Source organism: Caulobacter sp. FV1ye13L (assembly GCF_058681155.1).
The window spans coordinates 1,032,419-1,050,012 of sequence record NZ_CM178732.1; the positions used below are offsets into that span (position 1 = coordinate 1,032,419).

General features: G+C 68.8%; 24 protein-coding genes. 10 read left to right on the top strand and 14 right to left on the bottom strand.

The annotated features are described in order from the left end of the window. The first annotated feature begins 4 nt into the window (after positions 1 to 4). Positions 5 to 361, top strand: coding sequence for a YdbL family probable chaperone protein (locus tag ACW176_RS04695; protein ID WP_419253693.1), 357 nt, complete (start codon positions 5 to 7; stop codon positions 359 to 361). 162 nt (positions 362 to 523) lie between these two features. Next, on the top strand, positions 524 to 1,402 hold the full coding sequence (locus ACW176_RS04700; RefSeq protein WP_492111077.1) for an EamA family transporter: 879 nt from the start codon (positions 524 to 526) through the stop codon (positions 1,400 to 1,402). 155 nt (positions 1,403 to 1,557) lie between these two features. On the opposite strand, the gene cysQ is transcribed toward ACW176_RS04700, so the two are convergent. Both cysQ and ACW176_RS04710 read right to left on the bottom strand, forming a co-directional pair. After that, positions 1,558 to 2,355 carry a 3'(2'),5'-bisphosphate nucleotidase CysQ gene (gene cysQ, locus ACW176_RS04705; protein WP_492111078.1) on the bottom strand — a complete coding sequence of 266 codons (798 nt, stop codon included), beginning with the start codon at positions 2,353 to 2,355 and terminating at the stop codon, positions 1,558 to 1,560. Between the two features lie 14 nt (positions 2,356 to 2,369). After that, positions 2,370 to 2,555: a DUF3553 domain-containing protein gene (locus tag ACW176_RS04710; RefSeq protein WP_492111079.1), complete on the bottom strand. Its 186-nt coding sequence runs from the start codon at positions 2,553 to 2,555 to the stop codon at positions 2,370 to 2,372. A 65-nt stretch (positions 2,556 to 2,620) separates the two neighbouring features. Between ACW176_RS04710 and chpT the strand changes: the two genes are divergently transcribed. The 3 genes from chpT to ACW176_RS04725 all read left to right on the top strand — a co-directional run bounded on the left by chpT (position 2,621) and on the right by ACW176_RS04725 (position 4,590). Beyond that, positions 2,621 to 3,292 (top strand): histidine phosphotransferase ChpT, encoded by a 672-nt coding sequence (gene chpT / locus ACW176_RS04715; protein WP_419319181.1) that lies wholly within the window; start codon positions 2,621 to 2,623, stop codon positions 3,290 to 3,292. Positions 3,293 to 3,373: 81 nt separating this feature from the next. Beyond that, on the top strand, positions 3,374 to 3,751 hold the full coding sequence (locus tag ACW176_RS04720; protein WP_492111080.1) for a response regulator: 378 nt from the start codon (positions 3,374 to 3,376) through the stop codon (positions 3,749 to 3,751). After that, positions 3,748 to 4,590 carry a CheR family methyltransferase gene (locus tag ACW176_RS04725; protein ID WP_492111081.1) on the top strand — a complete coding sequence of 281 codons (843 nt, stop codon included), beginning with the start codon at positions 3,748 to 3,750 and terminating at the stop codon, positions 4,588 to 4,590. Before ACW176_RS04720 ends, ACW176_RS04725 begins: the two co-directional genes overlap by 4 nt. Positions 4,591 to 4,695: 105 nt before the next feature. On the opposite strand, the gene ACW176_RS04730 is transcribed toward ACW176_RS04725, so the two are convergent. The 4 genes from ACW176_RS04730 to nepR all read right to left on the bottom strand — a co-directional run bounded on the left by ACW176_RS04730 (position 4,696) and on the right by nepR (position 7,397). Then, complete coding sequence (locus ACW176_RS04730; RefSeq protein ID WP_419319183.1) at positions 4,696 to 4,833, bottom strand: entericidin A/B family lipoprotein; 138 nt, start codon at positions 4,831 to 4,833, stop codon at positions 4,696 to 4,698. A gap of 67 nt (positions 4,834 to 4,900) precedes the next feature. Then, positions 4,901 to 6,601 (bottom strand): sensor histidine kinase PhyK, encoded by a 1,701-nt coding sequence (gene phyK / locus ACW176_RS04735; RefSeq protein ID WP_492111082.1) that lies wholly within the window; start codon positions 6,599 to 6,601, stop codon positions 4,901 to 4,903. Continuing rightward, complete coding sequence (locus tag ACW176_RS04740) at positions 6,598 to 7,209, bottom strand: sigma-70 family RNA polymerase sigma factor (protein WP_492056160.1); 612 nt, start codon at positions 7,207 to 7,209, stop codon at positions 6,598 to 6,600. Before ACW176_RS04740 ends, phyK begins: the two co-directional genes overlap by 4 nt. Before the next feature lie 2 nt (positions 7,210 to 7,211). Beyond that, on the bottom strand, positions 7,212 to 7,397 hold the full coding sequence (nepR, locus tag ACW176_RS04745; RefSeq protein WP_419321508.1) for an anti-sigma T factor NepR: 186 nt from the start codon (positions 7,395 to 7,397) through the stop codon (positions 7,212 to 7,214). Positions 7,398 to 7,624: 227 nt separating this feature from the next. Between nepR and phyR the strand changes: the two genes are divergently transcribed. After that, a complete protein-coding gene (phyR, locus tag ACW176_RS04750; RefSeq protein WP_492111083.1) occupies positions 7,625 to 8,425 on the top strand; it encodes an anti-anti sigma factor/receiver protein PhyR in 801 nt (266 codons plus the stop codon). 74 nt (positions 8,426 to 8,499) lie between these two features. Here phyR and ACW176_RS04755 read toward each other — a convergent pair whose 3' ends face one another. The 4 genes from ACW176_RS04755 to ACW176_RS04770 form a co-directional block, all read right to left on the bottom strand. Continuing rightward, entirely contained in the window at positions 8,500 to 8,751 is a 252-nt protein-coding gene (locus ACW176_RS04755; RefSeq protein ID WP_492111084.1) for a hypothetical protein, read from the bottom strand. Positions 8,752 to 8,770: 19 nt separating this feature from the next. Further along, on the bottom strand, positions 8,771 to 8,965 hold the full coding sequence (locus ACW176_RS04760) for a hypothetical protein (RefSeq protein WP_492111085.1): 195 nt from the start codon (positions 8,963 to 8,965) through the stop codon (positions 8,771 to 8,773). A gap of 352 nt (positions 8,966 to 9,317) precedes the next feature. After that, positions 9,318 to 9,770, bottom strand: coding sequence for an OmpA family protein (locus tag ACW176_RS04765; RefSeq protein ID WP_492111086.1), 453 nt, complete (start codon positions 9,768 to 9,770; stop codon positions 9,318 to 9,320). 84 nt (positions 9,771 to 9,854) lie between these two features. Further along, positions 9,855 to 10,196: a YMGG-like glycine zipper-containing protein gene (locus tag ACW176_RS04770; RefSeq protein ID WP_419319190.1), complete on the bottom strand. Its 342-nt coding sequence runs from the start codon at positions 10,194 to 10,196 to the stop codon at positions 9,855 to 9,857. A 127-nt stretch (positions 10,197 to 10,323) separates the two neighbouring features. Here ACW176_RS04770 and ACW176_RS04775 point away from each other — a divergent pair, with 127 nt between their 5' ends. Both ACW176_RS04775 and ACW176_RS04780 read left to right on the top strand, forming a co-directional pair. After that, positions 10,324 to 11,178 carry a diacylglycerol/lipid kinase family protein gene (locus ACW176_RS04775; RefSeq protein ID WP_492111087.1) on the top strand — a complete coding sequence of 285 codons (855 nt, stop codon included), beginning with the start codon at positions 10,324 to 10,326 and terminating at the stop codon, positions 11,176 to 11,178. Beyond that, positions 11,175 to 11,975 carry a metallophosphoesterase family protein gene (locus ACW176_RS04780; RefSeq protein ID WP_492111088.1) on the top strand — a complete coding sequence of 267 codons (801 nt, stop codon included), beginning with the start codon at positions 11,175 to 11,177 and terminating at the stop codon, positions 11,973 to 11,975. The genes ACW176_RS04775 and ACW176_RS04780 overlap by 4 nt, the downstream gene beginning before the upstream one ends. A 54-nt stretch (positions 11,976 to 12,029) precedes the next feature. On the opposite strand, the gene ACW176_RS04785 is transcribed toward ACW176_RS04780, so the two are convergent. The 3 genes from ACW176_RS04785 to ACW176_RS04795 all read right to left on the bottom strand — a co-directional run bounded on the left by ACW176_RS04785 (position 12,030) and on the right by ACW176_RS04795 (position 13,456). After that, positions 12,030 to 12,647 carry a superoxide dismutase gene (locus ACW176_RS04785; RefSeq protein ID WP_492111089.1) on the bottom strand — a complete coding sequence of 206 codons (618 nt, stop codon included), beginning with the start codon at positions 12,645 to 12,647 and terminating at the stop codon, positions 12,030 to 12,032. 63 nt (positions 12,648 to 12,710) lie between these two features. After that, on the bottom strand, positions 12,711 to 13,088 hold the full coding sequence (locus ACW176_RS04790) for a hypothetical protein (RefSeq protein WP_492111090.1): 378 nt from the start codon (positions 13,086 to 13,088) through the stop codon (positions 12,711 to 12,713). A gap of 17 nt (positions 13,089 to 13,105) precedes the next feature. Then, a complete protein-coding gene (locus ACW176_RS04795) occupies positions 13,106 to 13,456 on the bottom strand; it encodes a hypothetical protein (protein WP_492111091.1) in 351 nt (116 codons plus the stop codon). Between the two features lie 155 nt (positions 13,457 to 13,611). Here ACW176_RS04795 and ACW176_RS04800 point away from each other — a divergent pair, with 155 nt between their 5' ends. Then, on the top strand, positions 13,612 to 15,546 hold the full coding sequence (locus ACW176_RS04800; RefSeq protein WP_492111092.1) for an HWE histidine kinase domain-containing protein: 1,935 nt from the start codon (positions 13,612 to 13,614) through the stop codon (positions 15,544 to 15,546). A 129-nt stretch (positions 15,547 to 15,675) separates the two neighbouring features. Here ACW176_RS04800 and ACW176_RS04805 read toward each other — a convergent pair whose 3' ends face one another. Further along, positions 15,676 to 16,872, bottom strand: a complete 1,197-nt coding sequence (locus ACW176_RS04805; RefSeq protein ID WP_419319197.1) for a CaiB/BaiF CoA transferase family protein — start codon at positions 16,870 to 16,872, stop codon at positions 15,676 to 15,678. 121 nt (positions 16,873 to 16,993) lie between these two features. On the opposite strand from ACW176_RS04805, the gene ACW176_RS04810 reads away from it, so the two are divergent. Continuing rightward, positions 16,994 to 17,590 carry a DUF4142 domain-containing protein gene (locus ACW176_RS04810; protein WP_492111093.1) on the top strand — a complete coding sequence of 199 codons (597 nt, stop codon included), beginning with the start codon at positions 16,994 to 16,996 and terminating at the stop codon, positions 17,588 to 17,590. Positions 17,591 to 17,594 lie beyond the last annotated feature (4 nt).

Sequence of the window (17,594 nt, forward strand, 5' to 3'; positions counted from 1 at the left end):
CGACATGATCCGCAAGACTCTGACGGTTCTGGCCATCGGCCTCTCGCTCGCCGCCGCTGGCGCAAGCGGGGCTCTGGCCCAATCCGCCGCCGCCAAGGCCGTCGTCGACGCCGCCAAGGCCGCCGGGACCGTGGGCGAGCAGGCCGACGGCTTCCTCGGCATCGTGGCCGGCGGCGACACCGCCCTGCGCGCCTCGGTCGCCGAGATCAACACCGGCCGCGCCGCCGCCTACAAGGACATCGCCGCCAAGACCGGCGTGACCCCCGAAGCCGCCGGCCAGGCCACCGCCAAGCAGCTCTACAGCCGCCTGGCCCCCGGCCAGTACTGGAAGCCGCTGGATGGCGGGTGGATGAAGAAGTAGTGGCTTGAAGACTTGCCCCCACCGGGCTGCTGCGCAGCCGTCCGCCCCCGTAGGGGGCGGATGAGCTCGTCTTCCCCCTCCGGGGGAGGAGGGCCGCAGGCCCGGAGGGGGCCAGTGTTCGCCGCACTGGAACGACCACCGCCCCTCCCCTAAGGAAGGGGCATGTCCGGTCAGCCCGCCCCGCTCAAATCCCTGACGCCCTACGCCGCGCTGTTTGTCGCGATCGTCACGCTGTGCGTCGGCACGTCGTTCGCCAAGCAGCTGTTCCCGCTGGTCGGGGCCCAGGGCACGACGGCCTATCGCGTCGGCTTTTCAGCCCTGATCCTGCTGGCGCTCTGGCGACCCTGGCGATACCCGCTGAGCCGCGCCGACCTGACCGCCGTGGCGCTGTATGGCGCCGTGATGGGGTTGATGAACCTCTGCTTCTACATGTCGCTGAGGACCATCCCGCTGGGCCTGGCCATCGCCATCGAATTCACCGGGCCGCTGGCCCTGGCCCTGATCCATTCGCGCAAGCTGATCCACTTCGTCTGGATCGGCCTGGCGGCGATGGGCCTGTTGCTGCTGCTGCCGCTGAAACCCGGGGCCGGGGCCCTGGACCCGGTCGGGGTGGGTTTTGCGGCGACGGCTGCGGTGCTGTGGGCGCTGTATATCGTGCTGGGCAAGCGCACCGGCCACATGCATGCGGGCCGCACCGTGGCCCTGGGCATGAGCACGGCGGCCCTGATCGTGGCCCCGATCGGCCTGGCCACGGCCGGCGCCGCGCTCTTTCATCCCCACGTGCTGATGCTGGGCCTGGTGGTGGCGGTGCTGTCCAGCGCCATCCCCTATTCGCTGGAGATGGTGGCCCTGAAGGGCATTCCCAAGCGCAGCTTCGGGGTGATGCTCAGCGCCGAGCCGGCGGTCGGAGCCCTGGCCGGACTGCTGATGCTGGGCGAGCGCCTGGCGCCGCTGCAGTGGCTGGCCATCGGCTGCATCATCGCGGCCTCGGCGGGGACGATCCTGACGACGGAGTCGCGAATAGAAGACCCTCTCCCATAGGGAGAGGAGGGACCCGCCGCGTAGCGGTGGGAGGTGAGGGGTTAGCGGAGCCCTTCCGGACAAGGCAGGGCTGGGCGGCGCTCCGGCTGACGGTGTAACCCCTCGCCCTCCCATGCTGCGCATGGGCCCCTCCCTCTCCCTCTGGGAGAGGGCCGCTATCCGCCCCGCGCCACGAACCAGCCGTTGCGGAAGCCCTGATCGGCCTTGCCGTAGACGAAGGGCGAACCATCCGGTGCGGTGAATTGGCCGCCCGCCGCGATCAGGATCGCGTGGCCCGCCGCCGTGTCCCATTCCATGGTCGGGCCATGGCGCGGATAGATGTCGGCGCTGCCTTCGGCGATGCGGCACATCTTGATCGAGCTATCCATCGGGGTGCGCAGGTCAAAGCCGTATTGCGCCGCCAGTTCGTTGGCGCGCTCTTCCTTCATCGTGTGACTGACCAGCGCCACGGCCTCGCCCTTGGGCCAGGCGCGCACCGATGCGGGAGCCTCCGGGCCACCGGGCGTCAGGCGCTTGAGCACACCGTCTGAAGTGGTGAACCAGGCCTCGCCAGTGGCCGGGGCCACGATCGCGCCCGCCACGGGGACGCCGTTCTCGATCAGGCCGATATTGACCGTGAAATTGGGATCGCCGCGCACGAAGGCCTTGGTGCCGTCGACCGGATCGACCAGGAAGAAACGCGGGCCGATGTCCTCGGGCGCGCCAAACTCGCTGGCGTCTTCCTCGGAAACGGTCGGCACGCCGGGGAAAACCTCGGCCAGACGCTTGAGGATCAGGATCTCGCCGGCCTTGTCGGCCTCGGTCACCGGGCTGGAATCGGCCTTCTGGACCACGTCCAGCTCGGTCCGCCAGAACGGCAGAATGACCGTGGCGGCCTCCTCGCAGATCTCGACCAGGGCGCGGCCCCAATCCGCGAGAGGCCGGGCAGCCAGAGGCAGGTCGGAAACGCTCATTCAGGATCCTCTCACTATGACCCTCGAGGGTCATCACCGACATAGACGAGCGTCACGCGCTGGGTGTTGATCGTCTGCTTGCCGGCGTCTTCGAAATTGACGGTTACGCGATGGCCGATCACCGACTGCACCTGTCCCAGACCCCAGTCGAGCTGGTCGGGGTGGCGCACCAGGACGCCAGGTTCGAGAAACGGATCCATAACGCAGCTCTGATAAGCCGCGCCTTCAGTTTGCCAAAGCCTCAAATCACGCCAGAGTCCGCACCATGACCGACACGCCCTCGCATCCCGCCCCGAGCACCCCCGCTGACGTCAGCGGGCCTGACTTCGCCGCGATGCTGGCGGCGCGCCTGTGCCACGACTTCATCAGCCCGGCCAGCGCCATCGTTTCGGGCCTGGACCTGCTGGACGATCCGTCCGCCCAAGACATGCGCGAAGACGCCATGAGCCTGATCGCCTCGTCGGCCCGCAAGCTGGCCGACCTGCTGCAGTTCTGCCGCGTGGCCTTCGGCGCGTCGGCCTCGGCCGAGGCCTTCGATTCGCGCGAGCTGGAAAAGCTGGCCCAGGGCGTCTTTGACCATGTGCGTCCCACCATGGTCTGGGCCATCGAGTCGCAGCCGATCAACAAGGCCGCCGCCCGGGCCCTGCTCAATATCGCCCAGCTGTCGGCCAGCGCCCTGCCGGCCGGCGGCGTCGCCACCCTGAAGGGCGTTACGGCCGAGGGTCGGTTCCTGATCACCGCCGATTCCGTCGGCCCCCGCGCCCGTCTTCGTCCCGAAGTGCTGGCCGGTCTGCGTGGCGAAGCCCTGACCGAAGGTCTGGGCGGACCGTGGGTGCAGGCCGCCTATCTGCACGCCCTGGTGCGCGCCGCCGGCGGCCAAGTCGCCGTCGAGGCGGCCGAGGATCGCATCAGCCTGGCCTGCTGGGTGCCCGCCTGAAACGGCGCACCGGAAAATTGACGGTTTATCGTTAAGACACACGGCTCCTTAACCTCGACGCCCGACGATGGCCGCCTGGGATTGGAGCATGCCGTGAAGACCTGTCTGGTGGTCGACGACAGCCGGGTGATCCGCAAGGTTGCCCGCCGGGTCCTCGAGGACATCGGCTTTGAGATCGCCGAGGCCGCCGATGGCATGGAGGCTCTCGCGTGGTGTCGCGGCGCCATGCCCGACGCCGTGCTGCTGGACTGGAACATGCCCGTGATGAACGGCATAGAGTTTCTGCGCCAGCTGCGCAGCGAACCGGGCGGCGATTCGCCCACCGTGGTGTTCTGCACCGTCGAGAACGACGTCGATCACATCCGCGCCGCGCTTGAGGCCGGCGCCAACGAATACATCATGAAGCCGTTCGACGGCGAAATCATCGCGGCGAAATTCGCCGAGGCGGGCCTGCTTTGACCCCCGAAGACATGGAACTGCTGGCCGCCCTGGGCCGCGCCCGCGCCGGCCTCAAGGTCGATGTCGACAAGACCTATGTCATCGAGAGCCGCCTGGGGCCGCTGGCCCGGCGCGAGGGCTTCGACTCGATCGAGGCCCTGATCGCCACCCTGCGGTCCAAGCGCGAGGAGCGCCTGATCTGGGCGGTCGTCGAGGCCCTGACCTTCAACGAGACCAGCTTCTTCCGCGACCGCGAGGTCTTCGCCCATCTGCGCGACCACGTGCTGCCGACCCTGTCCAAGACCCGCCGCGACCAGCCGATCCGCATCTGGAGCGCCGCCTGCTCGACCGGCCAGGAGGTCTATTCCCTGGCCATGGCCGCCGGCGACAGCCGCGACGTCGAGCCAAGCGCCAAGTTCGAATTCTTCGGCTCCGACCTGTCGGAGCGCTGCCTGGAAAAGGCCCAGAGCGGCCTCTACACCCAGTTCGAAATCCAGCGCGGCCTGCCGATCCAGCAACTGGTCAAGCATTTCGCCAATCAGGACGACACCTGGGAGATCTCGCCGCGCATCCGCCAGCTGGTGCGCTGGAAGCGGATCAACCTGCTCAGCGACCTGTCGCCGATGGGCCGGTTCGACGTGATCCTGCTGCGTCACGTCCTGGAGGGCTTGGATCCTTCGGTACACGGGCGGGTCATCGAAAGCCTGGCCGCGCGCCTGGCCGACGACGGCGTTCTGGTGCTGAGCCCGGACGACCACCTGACCGGCGCCGCCGCGACCCTGCTTTCAGCCTCCGATCAGCCCGGCGTCTTCGTCCGCAACGCGGTGGACGCCCCTGCGCAGGACGTAGCCGCCGCCTAGAGCCCCGGCCCTGGCGTCATCCCGGACTGCATTTGAACTGACCAGGCAAGCAAAAGCCCGCCGGTCGGTGGGACCGGCGGGCTCGCTGCAGACCTTAAGGCCTGACTAGTTCTTGGCGTCCTTGGCGGTGTCGGTCACCGCCTTGCCGGCCGAGGAGACGTCCTTGCCGGCGCCTTCGACGGTGTTGCAGGCGGCGACGGACAGGCTGGCGGCGATGGCGGCCAGGATGATCAACTTGCGCATGGTGTTCTCCGGTGTTTGGCCCGATGGGCATGGAACCTATTCGCTTCAGACAACGCCTCCGGCGAAGCTAGGTTCCGGGCAAAGGTGGCGCTTGCGGAGTCGGGAAAATCAGCCGCACCAGCAGGCCGCCGTGGGGGCTGGTCTCAAAGCTCACCTTGCCGCGAAGCTGACGGGCGAAGGCGTTCATCAGGGTGCGGCCGACCCCTTCGCCCAGCCCCTCCGTGGCGCCTGGGCCATCATCGCCGATCGACAGCTCGGCTTCTTCGCCGCGCACGCTGAAGTTCACCGACAAGACGCCGCCCCGGCCGGCGAAGGCGTGCTTCTGGGCGTTGGTGATGGCCTCGACCGCGAACAGGGCGATGGGGGCCAGGCGGTCGGGATCGATGACCAGGGGATCGGCATGCACCTCGGTGCGCACCGTCCCCGAGCTCGAAATCTCGCCGACCAGCAGCTGGCCGGTCAGCTCTTCCAGGAACGGCCGCAGGTCGACGCGCTTGAGGTCGGGGCCCTGGTAGAGGGCGCGATAGATCTGGGCCAGGGCGGTGATGCGCTGGCGGGTGTCGTTCAACGCCGCCTTGGCGGCCGGATCGGTCAGGGCGCGCTGCTGCATGTTTAGCAGCGAGGTGATGATCTGCAGATTGTTCTTCACCCGGTGATGGATCTCGCGCATCAGCGCGTCCTTCTCGGCCAGGCTGTCCATCAGGGATGCATCGCGGGCCACGATCGCGCCGGCCATGTCGTCGAGGGTGGCGGCCAGCTCGCGGATCTCGGGCGGGGCGCGCTCGGCCTGCAGGGGTCGCACCGTGAAGCGGCCGCGTGCATAGATCGCCGCCACGCGCTGCAGATAGATGATCCAGCGGATCACCGCCCGCTCGGCGGCGTACAGCACCGCGCCCAGGGCCAGGCCAAAGGCCAGCAGCGGCAGGACCAGGCGCGAGATCGGATTGATCCAGGCCCAGGACAGCAGGCCCGGCGACGGGGCCGACAGCAGAACAAAGACGCCGCTCTCGGTCAGGGGGGCGGCGGAATAGACCCGGCGGCGGTTCTGGCGATCCTTGCCCGACCACAGCACGGCCCCGCGCGTGCTGGCCACCGAGCGCCAGCCCAGGGGCGGGGTGTCGAAGGCCCCCGCTTCAGTGGAGGCGAAGACCGCGCCATGCGAGTCGGCCAGGGCGATTTCGGCGCCTTCGGGCATGAAGCGGTTGGCGGTTTCCAGGCGCAGGCTGCGCAGGGTCAGCACCGCGACCATGGCCCCGTCGAACCTGTCACCAGGACCGGTGGCCCGGACGGCGGCCAGAACCGCAGGCTCGGTCGCGTAGATCGCGCCCGGCGTGCTGGCCACCACCAGATCCGACCCCGCCGCCAGCTCGCGGAACCACAGCCGTCCGGCTCGCGTGGGGTCTGGCGGGGTGGTCGCGGCGGCGCAGACCACCCGGCCGCGGGAGTCGAACCGGACCAAATTGGCGTAGCCCGGCAGGCGGGCCCGCACATCGGCCAGACGCTGGGCGCATTCCAGGCCTACAGAGCCCGGGCCGAGTGTCTGGAGCAGAACGCCGGCCGCCTCGATGCGGGCGCGGGCGATGGCCGCGCTGCGTCCGGCCGCCAGTTCCAGGCTCTGGCGGCGCAGATCGGCCTCGGCGCGGAACGCGAAGATCGACTGCAGGCCGCCCAGCAGCAGGACCGGCAACAGGGCGATAAACAGCGCCGCCGCCAGCCGGACGCGGATTGAAGTGACAGTCTCCGCGCCACGGCTTCTGAAGGATCTCACCGCTGGGAGCTCAGGCGCTCCGCGTCGGCCAGGATCGAACCCATCGCATCGCCCGCCGATCGGCCGTCACGGTCATAGGCGCCGGCTTCCAGGATCGCCTGCAAGGCCCGGCGGGCTCGGCTGACACGACTTTTGACGGTGCCCACGGCGCAGCCGCAGATCACGGCGGCCTCTTCATAGGCAAAGCCGCCGGCCCCGACCAGGATCAGGGCTTCGCGTTGCTCGGCCGGCAGCATGCCCAGGCTCATGCGCAGCTCGTCCAGGGCGACAGGGGCCTCGGGATCGTCCACGGCCACCAGGGTCCGCTCGGCGGCGTCCTGGTCGAGCTGGCTCTGCCGCCAGGAGCGGCGCTTTTCCGAATAGAACTGGTTGCGCAGGATCATGAAGGTCCAGGCCTTCATGTTGGTGCCCAGCTGGAAGCTGGCGCGCGCGTCCCACGCCTTCATCATGGCGTCCTGCGCCAGATCGTCGGCGGCGGTGGGGTCGCCCGTCAGGGTGCGGGCAAAGGCGCGCAGATGCGGGATCAGCGTGACAAGCTCGCGCTTGAACGCATTGTCGCGCGGCGGGTCAAACGGCGACCGGCCGACCTGAGCTTCGGTGTCCGCCATGCTCATTCCTTGCCCGCCGGCTTTTCGGCCTTGCGCAGGATTTCAAGGAATTCGTCGGGCACCGGCTCGTTGACGACCTCGTCGAACATCTGGCGCAGCTTCACGCCGATGGCCTGTTGACGCAGGCGGGCTTCGTCGAGCGCCGCGGCGCCTTTGCGGTGATCTTCCATGGGTACGTGTTCGATCATGTCCTCGACGCCGAAATAACGCAGCGCCCGCCCCCTTTGGCCGAATGTGTTTCTGCCAGACGACAACGCGGTTTTCCGTATCGGGTTCCAAAAGCTTGGGCATAGGATGGCAAAATTCTGCAAACGGCGGAACCGGCTTCATAAGGCGGCGTTTAATACCCTGATCGAATGGCCCAGCTTGGCCATGGAATCGCGTTTTCCACGAAGACACCGCATCGGGAGGGGTCATGAGTCTTCTAGCCCGGCTGGCGCCGCATCTGCCTTACATACGCCGCTACGCCCGCGCCCTCACCGGCGATCAGAACACCGGCGATCACTATGTCCGGGTGGCGCTCGAGGCGCTGGCCGCCGGCGAGCGTTCCCTGGATGCCGACCTGTCGCCCCGCGTCGCGCTCTATCGCGTCTTCCATGCGATCTGGCTGTCCACAGGCGCTCAACTTGAAGCGCGCCAGGACGACAGCGGTTCCGCTGTCGACGACGCGACGCAACGCCTGATGCGCATCGCGCCGCGCTCGCGTCAGGCCTTCCTGCTCACCGCCCTGGAAGGCTTCACGCCGACCGAGGCCGCGCAGATTCTGGATTGCGCGTTCGGCGACGTCGAACGCCTGATCTCCGAGGCCCAGACCGAGATCGACGCCGAACTGGCCACCACCGTGCTCATCATCGAGGACGAACCGGTCATCGCCGCCGACATCGAGGCCCTGGTCCGCGAGCTGGGCCACGAGGTCATCGACATCGCCGCCACCCGCACCGAGGCCATCGAGGCGGTGGCGCGCAGGACGCCCGGCCTGGTGCTGGCCGATATCCAGCTGGCCGACGGCTCGTCGGGCATCGATGCGGTCAAGGACATCCTGGCCCGTCTCGACGTGCCGGTGATCTTCATCACCGCCTTCCCCGAACGCCTGCTGACCGGCGAGCGTCCGGAACCGACCTTCCTGATCACCAAGCCCTTCCAGCCGGAAACGGTGAAGGCGGCGATCGGCCAGGCGCTGTTCTTCCATCCCCGGCGCACCCGCAAGGCCGCCTGATCCAGCCGCCCGAAACGTCAACGGCCGCCCGAAGGGGCGGCCGTTTTCGTCTGTGCGTCAGGTCGGAAAACAGGTCAGCCGGCCGGCGTCTGGCGGGCCGGGCTCTGCGGGGTGTCGTAGCGGCTGGCCTCGGCCGGGGTCTTGGCGCCGTTGTTGTGCTCGACGGCGGCCAGATCGTCCGCCCGGAAGCCCCAGGCCCCGAACAGCGCGATGGCGGCCAGCACCGTCGACACGATCAGGATCCAGAAGATGTGCTGTCCCCACCGGCCCTGACGCACGCGCGTGGCGTTGAGACGGTTGGCTTGGAAATCACTGTCGGCGGGCATGTCGCTCTCCTTGGCAAGGTTACTGGTCGGGGTCGAACGCGAGCATCTCGAGGGGCGGGGGCCGGGCGTTGAAGGCCTGGACGACGCCAGCCGACACGGCCACCACAGCAATCACCATCAGCGCCATGAGCCGCGTTCTGGCCGTTCTCTGACGGCGGCTCGGCGCCATGTAGAAAACCATTCCGCCGTGTTCGGCCTGGTAGCTCCGGATCATGACGCGCCCGCCTTGTTCGAATACGGCCCGCTTGGCCGTTGCCCAAACAACGTGCGCCACCCGGCGGCGTTCCCTCCGACGCTTGCGGTCGGGCCTTCAACGTTCCGGCAAAAAATAATCGCGCCGATCCGGAACCACAGTTTGGCGATCGCGTTTTCCCTTTGCGGAGGCGGCGACGCCCCCCCGACTTGAGGTTGGCGCAAGCCAGCCTGCCGCCTCCGCACCCCCCTCCAGAGATGACGTCCAGTCGGACCGCCACGCGGCCCGCCTTTCTGTCGTGCGGTGTGCTTCAGCAAGAACCCGCCCCCGGTCGAGGCCGGAGGCGGGTGGTGTCCGGCGATCCGCCAGAGGCTCAGGGTTTGCTGATCTCAAAGACAATATCGGCCCGGCGACGCAGCGGCGCCGAGGCGCCGGCTCTTGTCGTGGCGCCGGCGTCCCCGGCGGCGGCGACATCAAACTCCGCCTTGCCAAGGCCCGCCCGGATCAGCGCCCTGGTGACCGCCTCTGCGCGGCGCCGGGACAGCTCCATATTGGCGTCGGGCGCGCCGACCGCGTCGGCCAGGCCCGTGATGCGGGCCCTGTCGACCTTGCAGCCGCGCGTCATGGCCCCGGCGCTCTTGAGCACCGACCGCGCCTCGCGCGTCACCCGGGCCTGATCCCGCTCGAAATAGATCGAGACCTGAAAGTCCGCGCAGGCCGGCGGCAGGGCCTCGATCGCGGCGCGGGTCGGCCTCCAGGGCGCGGATGCGCAGCCCGCGAGCAGCAGTCCGGCGCCAAGCGCCGCCGCGGTGATCTTGAGGGTCATAGCGCCTCGCCTTTTCCTGAACGTGCAAAGGGGCGACCGACATCCGTCGGCCGCCCCTTGGGTTTTCATCGGCGCGATCGTTCCCTAGCGGGGACGACCGTCCTCCCAGAAGTAACGCCCGCTGCGGGAGTCGTAGTAGTAATAGCGGCCTGCGCGCTCGTCGTAGTACTGGCGGCGGTTGACCTCGGTTGCGCCGCAGCCACCGTCTTCGCGGCAGCCCTTGATGGCGCCGGCCGTGCCGCCGACAGCCGCACCGATCGCGGCGCCCGTGCTGGCGCTGCCGCTGCCGACATTGTTGCCGATCACGGCGCCCGCGAGAGCGCCCAGGGCCGCGCCGCCGGCCGCGTTACGTTCGACATTGCCGGTCGAGGTGCAGGCCGTGGCCAGCAAACCGACGCCCAGCAGGGCGATCATCGTCTTGTTCATTGTGGCTATCCCATCGCGCTGTTCTGGTCAGGCTAACGGCCGGCGCTATCCAAGGTTCCGCCGCCGGGCTGGGGAACCCTCGCAAAGCTTGGCCGTTAGCCCGGGTGTCAATCAAGCGGAGTAGCCAGTGCGGCGCGTAGAGATCATCGCCAATATCGCCTCCGGATCCGTCGGCCCCGATGCGCCGGCGATCGCCGAACGGATCCTGGCCGAACACGGCGTCGCGGGAACCGTGCACACGCCGGGCGACGACCTGTCGGCCTGTCTGCGCAGCGTCATCGATTCCGACCCGGACGCGGTGTTCATCATCGCCGGCGACGGCACGGCGCGGGCCGCCGCCGAGATGTCGGGTCCCGACGGCCCGCCCATCGCGCCCCTGCCGGGCGGCACCATGAACATGCTGCCCCGCGCCTTCTATGGCGAGCGGTCCTGGCCCGAGGCCATGGAGGCCTGCCTGGCGGAAGGCGCGCCGCGCATGGTGTCGGGCGGCGAGGTGGCCGGGCGCCAGTTCTTCGTCGCCGCCATCCTAGGCAGTCCGGCCCTCTGGGCCGACGCGCGGGAAGCCGCTCGGGCCGGCAAGATCAGCCTGACGCTGTCTCGCGCCCACCGCGCGTTTCGACAGGCCTTTTCCGGCCGGCTGCGCTTTACGCTGGATGGCCGCCCCAAGCAGAAGACCCAGGCCCTGGCCCTGATGTGTCCCCTGGTTTCCACCGTTCTGGACGAGGACGAGCGGGCGCTCGAGGCGGCGGCGCTGGACCCGTCCAACGCCATCGAGATCTTCCGCCTGGGGGTCAGCGCGCTGGGCGGAACCTGGCGCGATGATCCCTCGGTCAGCATGGGCCGCTGCCGGGTGGGCCGGGTATGGGCCGGGGGCCGGATTCCGGCCATTCTGGATGGCGAGCCGATGCGTCTTGAGCCCGAGGTCCATATCCGCTTTCGCCCCAAGGCCTTCCGCGCCTTCGCCCTGCCCGAGCAGCCATGACCGTCAAGATCATCCAGGTCTCGGACATCCATTTCGGCGGCGAGAACCCGGCGGCCACAGAGGCGGCGCTGGCCCGGTTTCATCTGGAGACGCCCGACCTGCTGGTGGCGGCCGGTGACCTGACCCGCGATGGCGCGGTCGCCGAGTTCGACGCGGCCAGGGCCTGGATGGATCGTGCGCCCACGCCCCTGTTCACCACGCCGGGCAATCACGACACCCCCTATGTGGGACCCGGCGAGCTGCTGGAACGGTTCATCGCCCCCTGGCGACGCTATGAGGCGCGCTTTGGTCCGGCCGACGGCGGCGTCTGGCGCACGCCGGGCGTGTCGGTCTTTGGCGCCAATACCGCCCGCCGGGCGCAACTGCGCTGGAACTGGTCGAAGGGCGCGATCTCGAACGGCCAGATCCAGCGCCTGGAAGGCCAGCTGGCCGCGGCCGCGCCGGGCGACGCCCGGATCGTGGTCTGCCATCACCCGCTGATGGAGCTGACCGGCGAGCCGATGACCAGCGAGGTGCACGGCGGAACGCGCGCCGCCAACAGCCTGTCGACGGCGGGCGCCGATCTGGTTCTGTCGGGCCATATCCATACGCCGTTCGTGGCGCCCTATCCGTTCGGCGACGGCCAGACGCGGGCGGTGGTGTCGGGCACGCTGTCGGTGCGCGAGCGCGGCGTGCCGCCCAGCTTCAACATCATCGAGATCGACCCCGCCGAGATCCGCGTCACGGCCATGGCGTTCGAGCGGATCGAGTTCGTCGTTTGGCGCACCTGGGCCTTCGACCGGCGCCCCCTGGCCTGAAACGCAAAACGGCGCGGCTTTCGCCGCGCCGTCTGAACGTCGTAACCCAATCGGCTATTGCGGAGCCGGATAGCGCCAGGCTTCGCCCGCGCCCTTGGCGGCGGCGAACTGGCTGTCGGCCAGGGTCCAGTTGGCCAGGGTGTCGAACCAGGCTTCCAGGAAGCCCTTACGATTGTTCTGGTGGTCCAGATAATAGGCGTGCTCCCAGACGTCGCAGACCAGCAGCGGGGTCACGCCGTCGTGGGTGACGGTGGTGGCCGCGTCGTGGGTCGAGATCACCTTCAGCTTGCCGCCTTCGGCGACCAGCCAGACCCAGCCCGAGGCGAAGTGGCCGACGCCCTCGGTGACGAAGGCAGTCTTCAGGGCGGCCAGGTCACCGAAGGCTTCGGCGATCGCGGCGGCCAGATCGGCGCCCGGCGCGGTCTTTTCCGGGCTCATGGCGTCCCAGAAGAAGGCGTGGTTCCAGGCCTGGGCGGCGTTGTTGAACACCTTGCCCGGGGCGGCGGTCTTGATGACCTCTTCCAGCGAGCCCTTGTCGTCGCCGTTCAGCAGGCCGTTGAGCGCCGTGACATAGGCGGCGTGGTGCTTGTCGTGGTGGAAATGCAGGGTGTTGGCCGAAACGGTCGGCTCCAGCGCCTCATAGGCGTAGGGAAGCTCGGGCAGGATGTACATGCTGACTCCATGGGAAGGCGTTCCCTGGAGGGGGAGGACGGGAACGCAAAGGACAACGGGGATCTAGCGCGGCGGTTGCCGCGGTTCCATGAAGGCTTTGAAAACAGCCGCCGTCAGGGTCGGGTTTTTCAGCGCGAAGATGCCGGCGGCCAGACCTGCGCCGATCGACAGCAGTGGCCGATCCTTGACGATGTCGACGACCTTTTCCGCGAAACTGAACGGCTCCGGCGCAGCGCCGGCGCGGGGCGGCTGGCCCTGCTCGGCCTTGCGGGCGGCGATCAGGCCGGCAATGGCCACGATCAGGGCGGCCACGGCCGCGACCACGGCGGCGGCGCCGGCCGGACCCAGCCAGGTCTCGACCACGGCGTACAGCGCAAAGGCCGCCGCGAACACGCCGACGGCAGCGGCAGCCGCTATGGCCGCCGCCGCCGCGAGCGTCATCAGGGTCTTTTCGAAGATCACCGGTCGTTGTTGCGGTTGCCGGCGATCAGCAGGCCGATCAGAACGCCGACGCCGAGCCCGGCCAGGGTGGCGGTCAGCGGACGTTCGCGCACTCGCTCGGTGACATAGCGCTGGGCGTCGTCCAGCTGCTGGCCGGCGGTGTCGGTATAGGTGCGGCTCTGGGCGCGCAGGGTGTCCAGGCCTTCGGCGACCGATTTCTCGACGCGCTTGGCGGCCTCGGCCAGCGACGCCTTGGCGGCCGTGGCGGCTTCCACAAAGCTGCGCTCGGCGTGTTCAACGCTTTCAGCAGCGGCGTTCTTCACCTTCTCGGCGTCTTTTGCGGCGGTCTTCAGGACATCAGCAGGCATGGTCATCTCCGGTTCGCGGCGCGGCCAACAGAACGGGCTGGCAATCTCGTCGAGCCCGGTGAACGCGGAGCCCCACCGAGCGGTTCCACAATAGCGTGGGGTTGGAAGCTTCACCACTGTGGAATCGCCACTCGCGTCTGACGCGAAGCGAGTCTATGGTCGAAAACATGGTGGATCCCGATTCCGCGCACGACACCGACAAGGAAGCCGTCCGGCTTCGCGCCACCAAGGCGCTGAAGGCCTTCGACCGTCCCGGCGAAAATCCCCATTTCACACGACTGATTCGCCTTGCGGCCCGCAGCTTCCATGCGCCGCGCGCCCGGCTGTGGCTGATCGGCGGCTCGCAGCTGCATTGCAAGATCAGCCTCGGCTTCGGCCACGGCGGCGAGGTGACGCGTCGCGCCGGATCGCTGGCCGACCTGCTGATCGCCCAAGGCGAACCGCTGGTCTGCGGGAATGCGGCCACCGACGCCCGGCTGACAGCGCTTACATTGCCGGGTGTCGGCTTCCTGGGCTGCGCGCCCCTGATCGATCCCGACGGCCAGGTGGTCGGGTTTCTGACCGTGGAAGACCCCCAGCCCCGAACGGCGATCGACCCCGACGCCAGCCAGACGCTCAGCGACCTGGCCGCCCTGGCCATGGAGGCCCTGCTGCGCGATCGCGTCGCCGGTGAAGCCAATACCGTCCGCACGCTCGACAGCGAACGCCTGGCCCTGGCCATCGGCGCCGCCAGCCTGGGCGAGTTCGAATGGGATCGCGCGCTCGATATCTACCGGATCAGTCCACGCCTGGCCAAGATCGCCCACCTGCCGGTCGGCGAAATTCCCGCCGAAGATGGCCAGTCGCTGTTCCGCTATGTCCATGCCGACGATCGCGCCGAGATCCAGCGCGACGTCGACGCCCAGCTGCGCAAGCGCGGCCGCTACGAGGTCGAGTTCCGCCGCAATCCCGACGACAAGGGCCGGATCCAGTGGAACCGCGCCGCCGGCGTGATGACGCTCGACGAACAGGGCGAACCGACCCGCCTGATCGGCGTGATCCAGGACATCACCGACCGCAAGCAGCAGGATGAACAGCGCGAGAGCCTGCTGGCCGAGCTGGACCACCGCATCAAGAACCTGCTGGCGGTCGTCCAGTCGGTCGCCGCCCAATCGGCCCGCAAGTCGTCGTCTCTGGACGTCTTCCTCAAGACCTTTGCCGGCCGGCTGAAATCGATGAGCTCGGCCCATGACCTGCTCAGCGCCGCCCGCTGGCGCGGGGCCACCCTGGCCCGGATCGCCGCCGCCGAACTGGGCGGACTGGCCCCCACCCAGACCCGCTGGGACGGTCCCGAACTGTTCCTGACCCCGCGCGCGGCCTCGGCCCTGTCGCTGACCCTGCACGAGCTGGCCGTCAATGCGGTGAAGTTTGGCGCGCTCTCAAGCGAGAACGGCAAGGTCGAGGTCGTCTGGCGGCGCACGCTCGAGGGCGGCTTTGCGCTGGAATGGCTGGAAACCGGCGGTCCACCCGCAACCGAGCCGACCAAGCGCGGCTTTGGCGCGACCCTGATCGAGGATGTGGTCGGCCGCGAGCTGGGCGGTCGGGCCCGCATGGAATACAAGCGTGGCGGCCTCAGCGCCCTGATCCAGGCCGCGCCGGAGGCTCTGGCCGACGGACCGCCGCCCGAGCCTGAAAAGGTCGCGCCCGAGCGGATTGTCGAAACCCTGATCGCCGCCGACGAAAACATCCGCCCCGGCGCCATCGCCGGCCTGAGGGTGCTGATCGTCGAGGACTCCCTGCTGCTGGCCCTGGAGCTGGAATCCGGCCTGGAGGACGCCGGGGTCGTGGTGGTCGGCTGCGCCGCCGAGCTGGGCGAGGCCCTGTCGATGCTGGACCAGGTGTTTGACGTGGCCGTTCTGGACGCCGACCTCAATGGCCAGTCGGTCGCTCCGGTGGCCGAGATCCTGCGTAGCGAGGGCCGGCCGTTCGTGTTCGCCACCGGCTATGCCGACAAGGCCGCACCCATGGGCTTTGACGCGCCGATCGTGCGCAAGCCGTACAATGTGCACCAGATCGCCCGGGCGATCGCGGATGTGACCGGGCGGCACTAGGGGCGAGGCGGTAGCTGCTCCCCTTCAGGGGGAGCTGTCGCGGAGCGACTGAGGGGGCTAGCTGGAAGTCGGCCGTGACGGCCCCCTCCGGCCCTCTGGGCCACCTCCCCCGAAGGGGGAGGATCTTAGTCACAGCACCTTGCGCGCCCGCAGACCCGCGATCGCCTCGTCGCTCAGCCCCGCCACCTCGCGCAGCACGGCGTCGGTGTGTTCGCCCAGGGTCGGCCCGGTCCAGCGCACGGCGCCGGGGGTTTCCGACAGGCGCGGGAAGGCGTTCTGCATCTTCACCTGGCCAAACACCGGATGGGGCACGCTGACGATCGACTCCCGCGCCGCGAAGTGCGGATCGGCCAGCATCTCGGGGGCGCGATAGATCCGGCCGGTGGCGATGCCCGCCTTTTCCAGCAGGGGCAGCAGGGCCTCGATCTGCTGGTCGGCGGTCCAGGCGGCGATGCGGGCGTCCAGCTCGCCCTGGTGCGCGCCGCGCGCCGCGTGATCGCGATAGCGCACGTCGTCGGCCAGATCGGGCCGGCCCATCAGGTCGCACAGCCGCCGAAACAGGGTGTCCTGGTTGGCGCCGATCAGAACCAGCTCGCCGCTCTTGGTGGGATAGACGTTCGACGGCGCGATGCCGGGCAGCACAGCCCCCGACCGCTCGCGGATATAGCCGGTCAGGTCATATTCGGTGATCAGGTTCTCCATCACCGTCAGCACGCTCTCATAGATCGCCGCATCGACCACCTGACCCCGGCCGGTGCGGTCGCGGGCATGGAGGGCCATCATCACCCCCAGCGCGGCGTTCAGGCCCGACAGGCTGTCGCCGATCGAGATGCCGGCCCGGGCCGGATTGCGATCCGGCTCGCCGGTGATGTGGCGCAGCCCGCCCATGGCCTCGCCGACCAGGGCGTAGCCGGCGCGCTTCGAATAGGGTCCGGTCTGGCCAAAGCCCGACACCCGCGCCATCACCAGGCCCGGATGGTCGGCCGACAGGGCCTCATAGCCCATGCCCCAGGCCTCCAGCGTGCCGGGGCGGAAGTTCTCGACCACCACATCGGCCTTGGCGATCAGGGCGCGGGCCAGGTCGCGGCCCTCGTCCGTGCGCAGGTCGAGGGTCACGGATTTCTTGTTGCGGCCGATCACCGGCCACCAGGGCGACAGGCCCTGGGGCTTGCTGCGACCCCACTGGCGCATCGGATCGCCGACCCCGGGATCTTCCAGCTTGATCACCTCGGCGCCGAAGTCGCCCAGGATCTGGCCGCAGAAGGGCCCCGCGATCAGCGAGCCCATTTCGATGACCCGCAATCCGGTCAGCGGTGATTGGGCCATCTCGATCTTCCCCTGGGTTCCGGGAACCGTTCACGGCCCCGTGATGTTCTTGATGCGAGCGGCGCCGCGTGACGCCGACCAGACTTCAACCTCTAGAAAAATCGCGCAGGGAAAGACAGCCATGACCCGCCATCTCCTCATCGTCGGCGCCGCGTTCGCCGCCCTCAGCCTCGCCGCCTGCGGCGACAAGACCGAGACCAAGGGCGCAGCGACCCCTTCGGAACAGGCCGCCACGCCTGACGCCAACCCCGCCGCCACCGTTCCGACCGTGGCCGACGAGACCAAGGCCGATGTCTTCGCCATGAAGGCGGCTGACCTCAACATGTTCGAGATCGAATCCGCCAAGCTGGCCGCCGCCCGCTCGACCAATGCCCAGGTCAAGACCTTCGCCGGCAAGATGGCCACCGCGCACGGCAAGACCGGCGAAGGCCTGCAGGCGGCGATTGCAGCGTCGGGCGCGGCGATCATCCTGCCGATGACCCTGTCCAAGGACCTGCAGGATGACCTGGACGACCTGAGCAAGGCCAGCAACGAGGACTTCGACAAGAAGTACGCCGACAGCCAGGTCGACGCCCATCAGGCGATGCTGAACCTGCTGCAACGCTACGCCCAGGACGGCGACACTCCCGCCATCAAGGCCTTCGCCGCCGCCACGGCCCCGACCGTTCAGGAACACCTGAACACGGCCGAAGGCCTCAAGAAGGGCTTCGTGAACTAGCTTA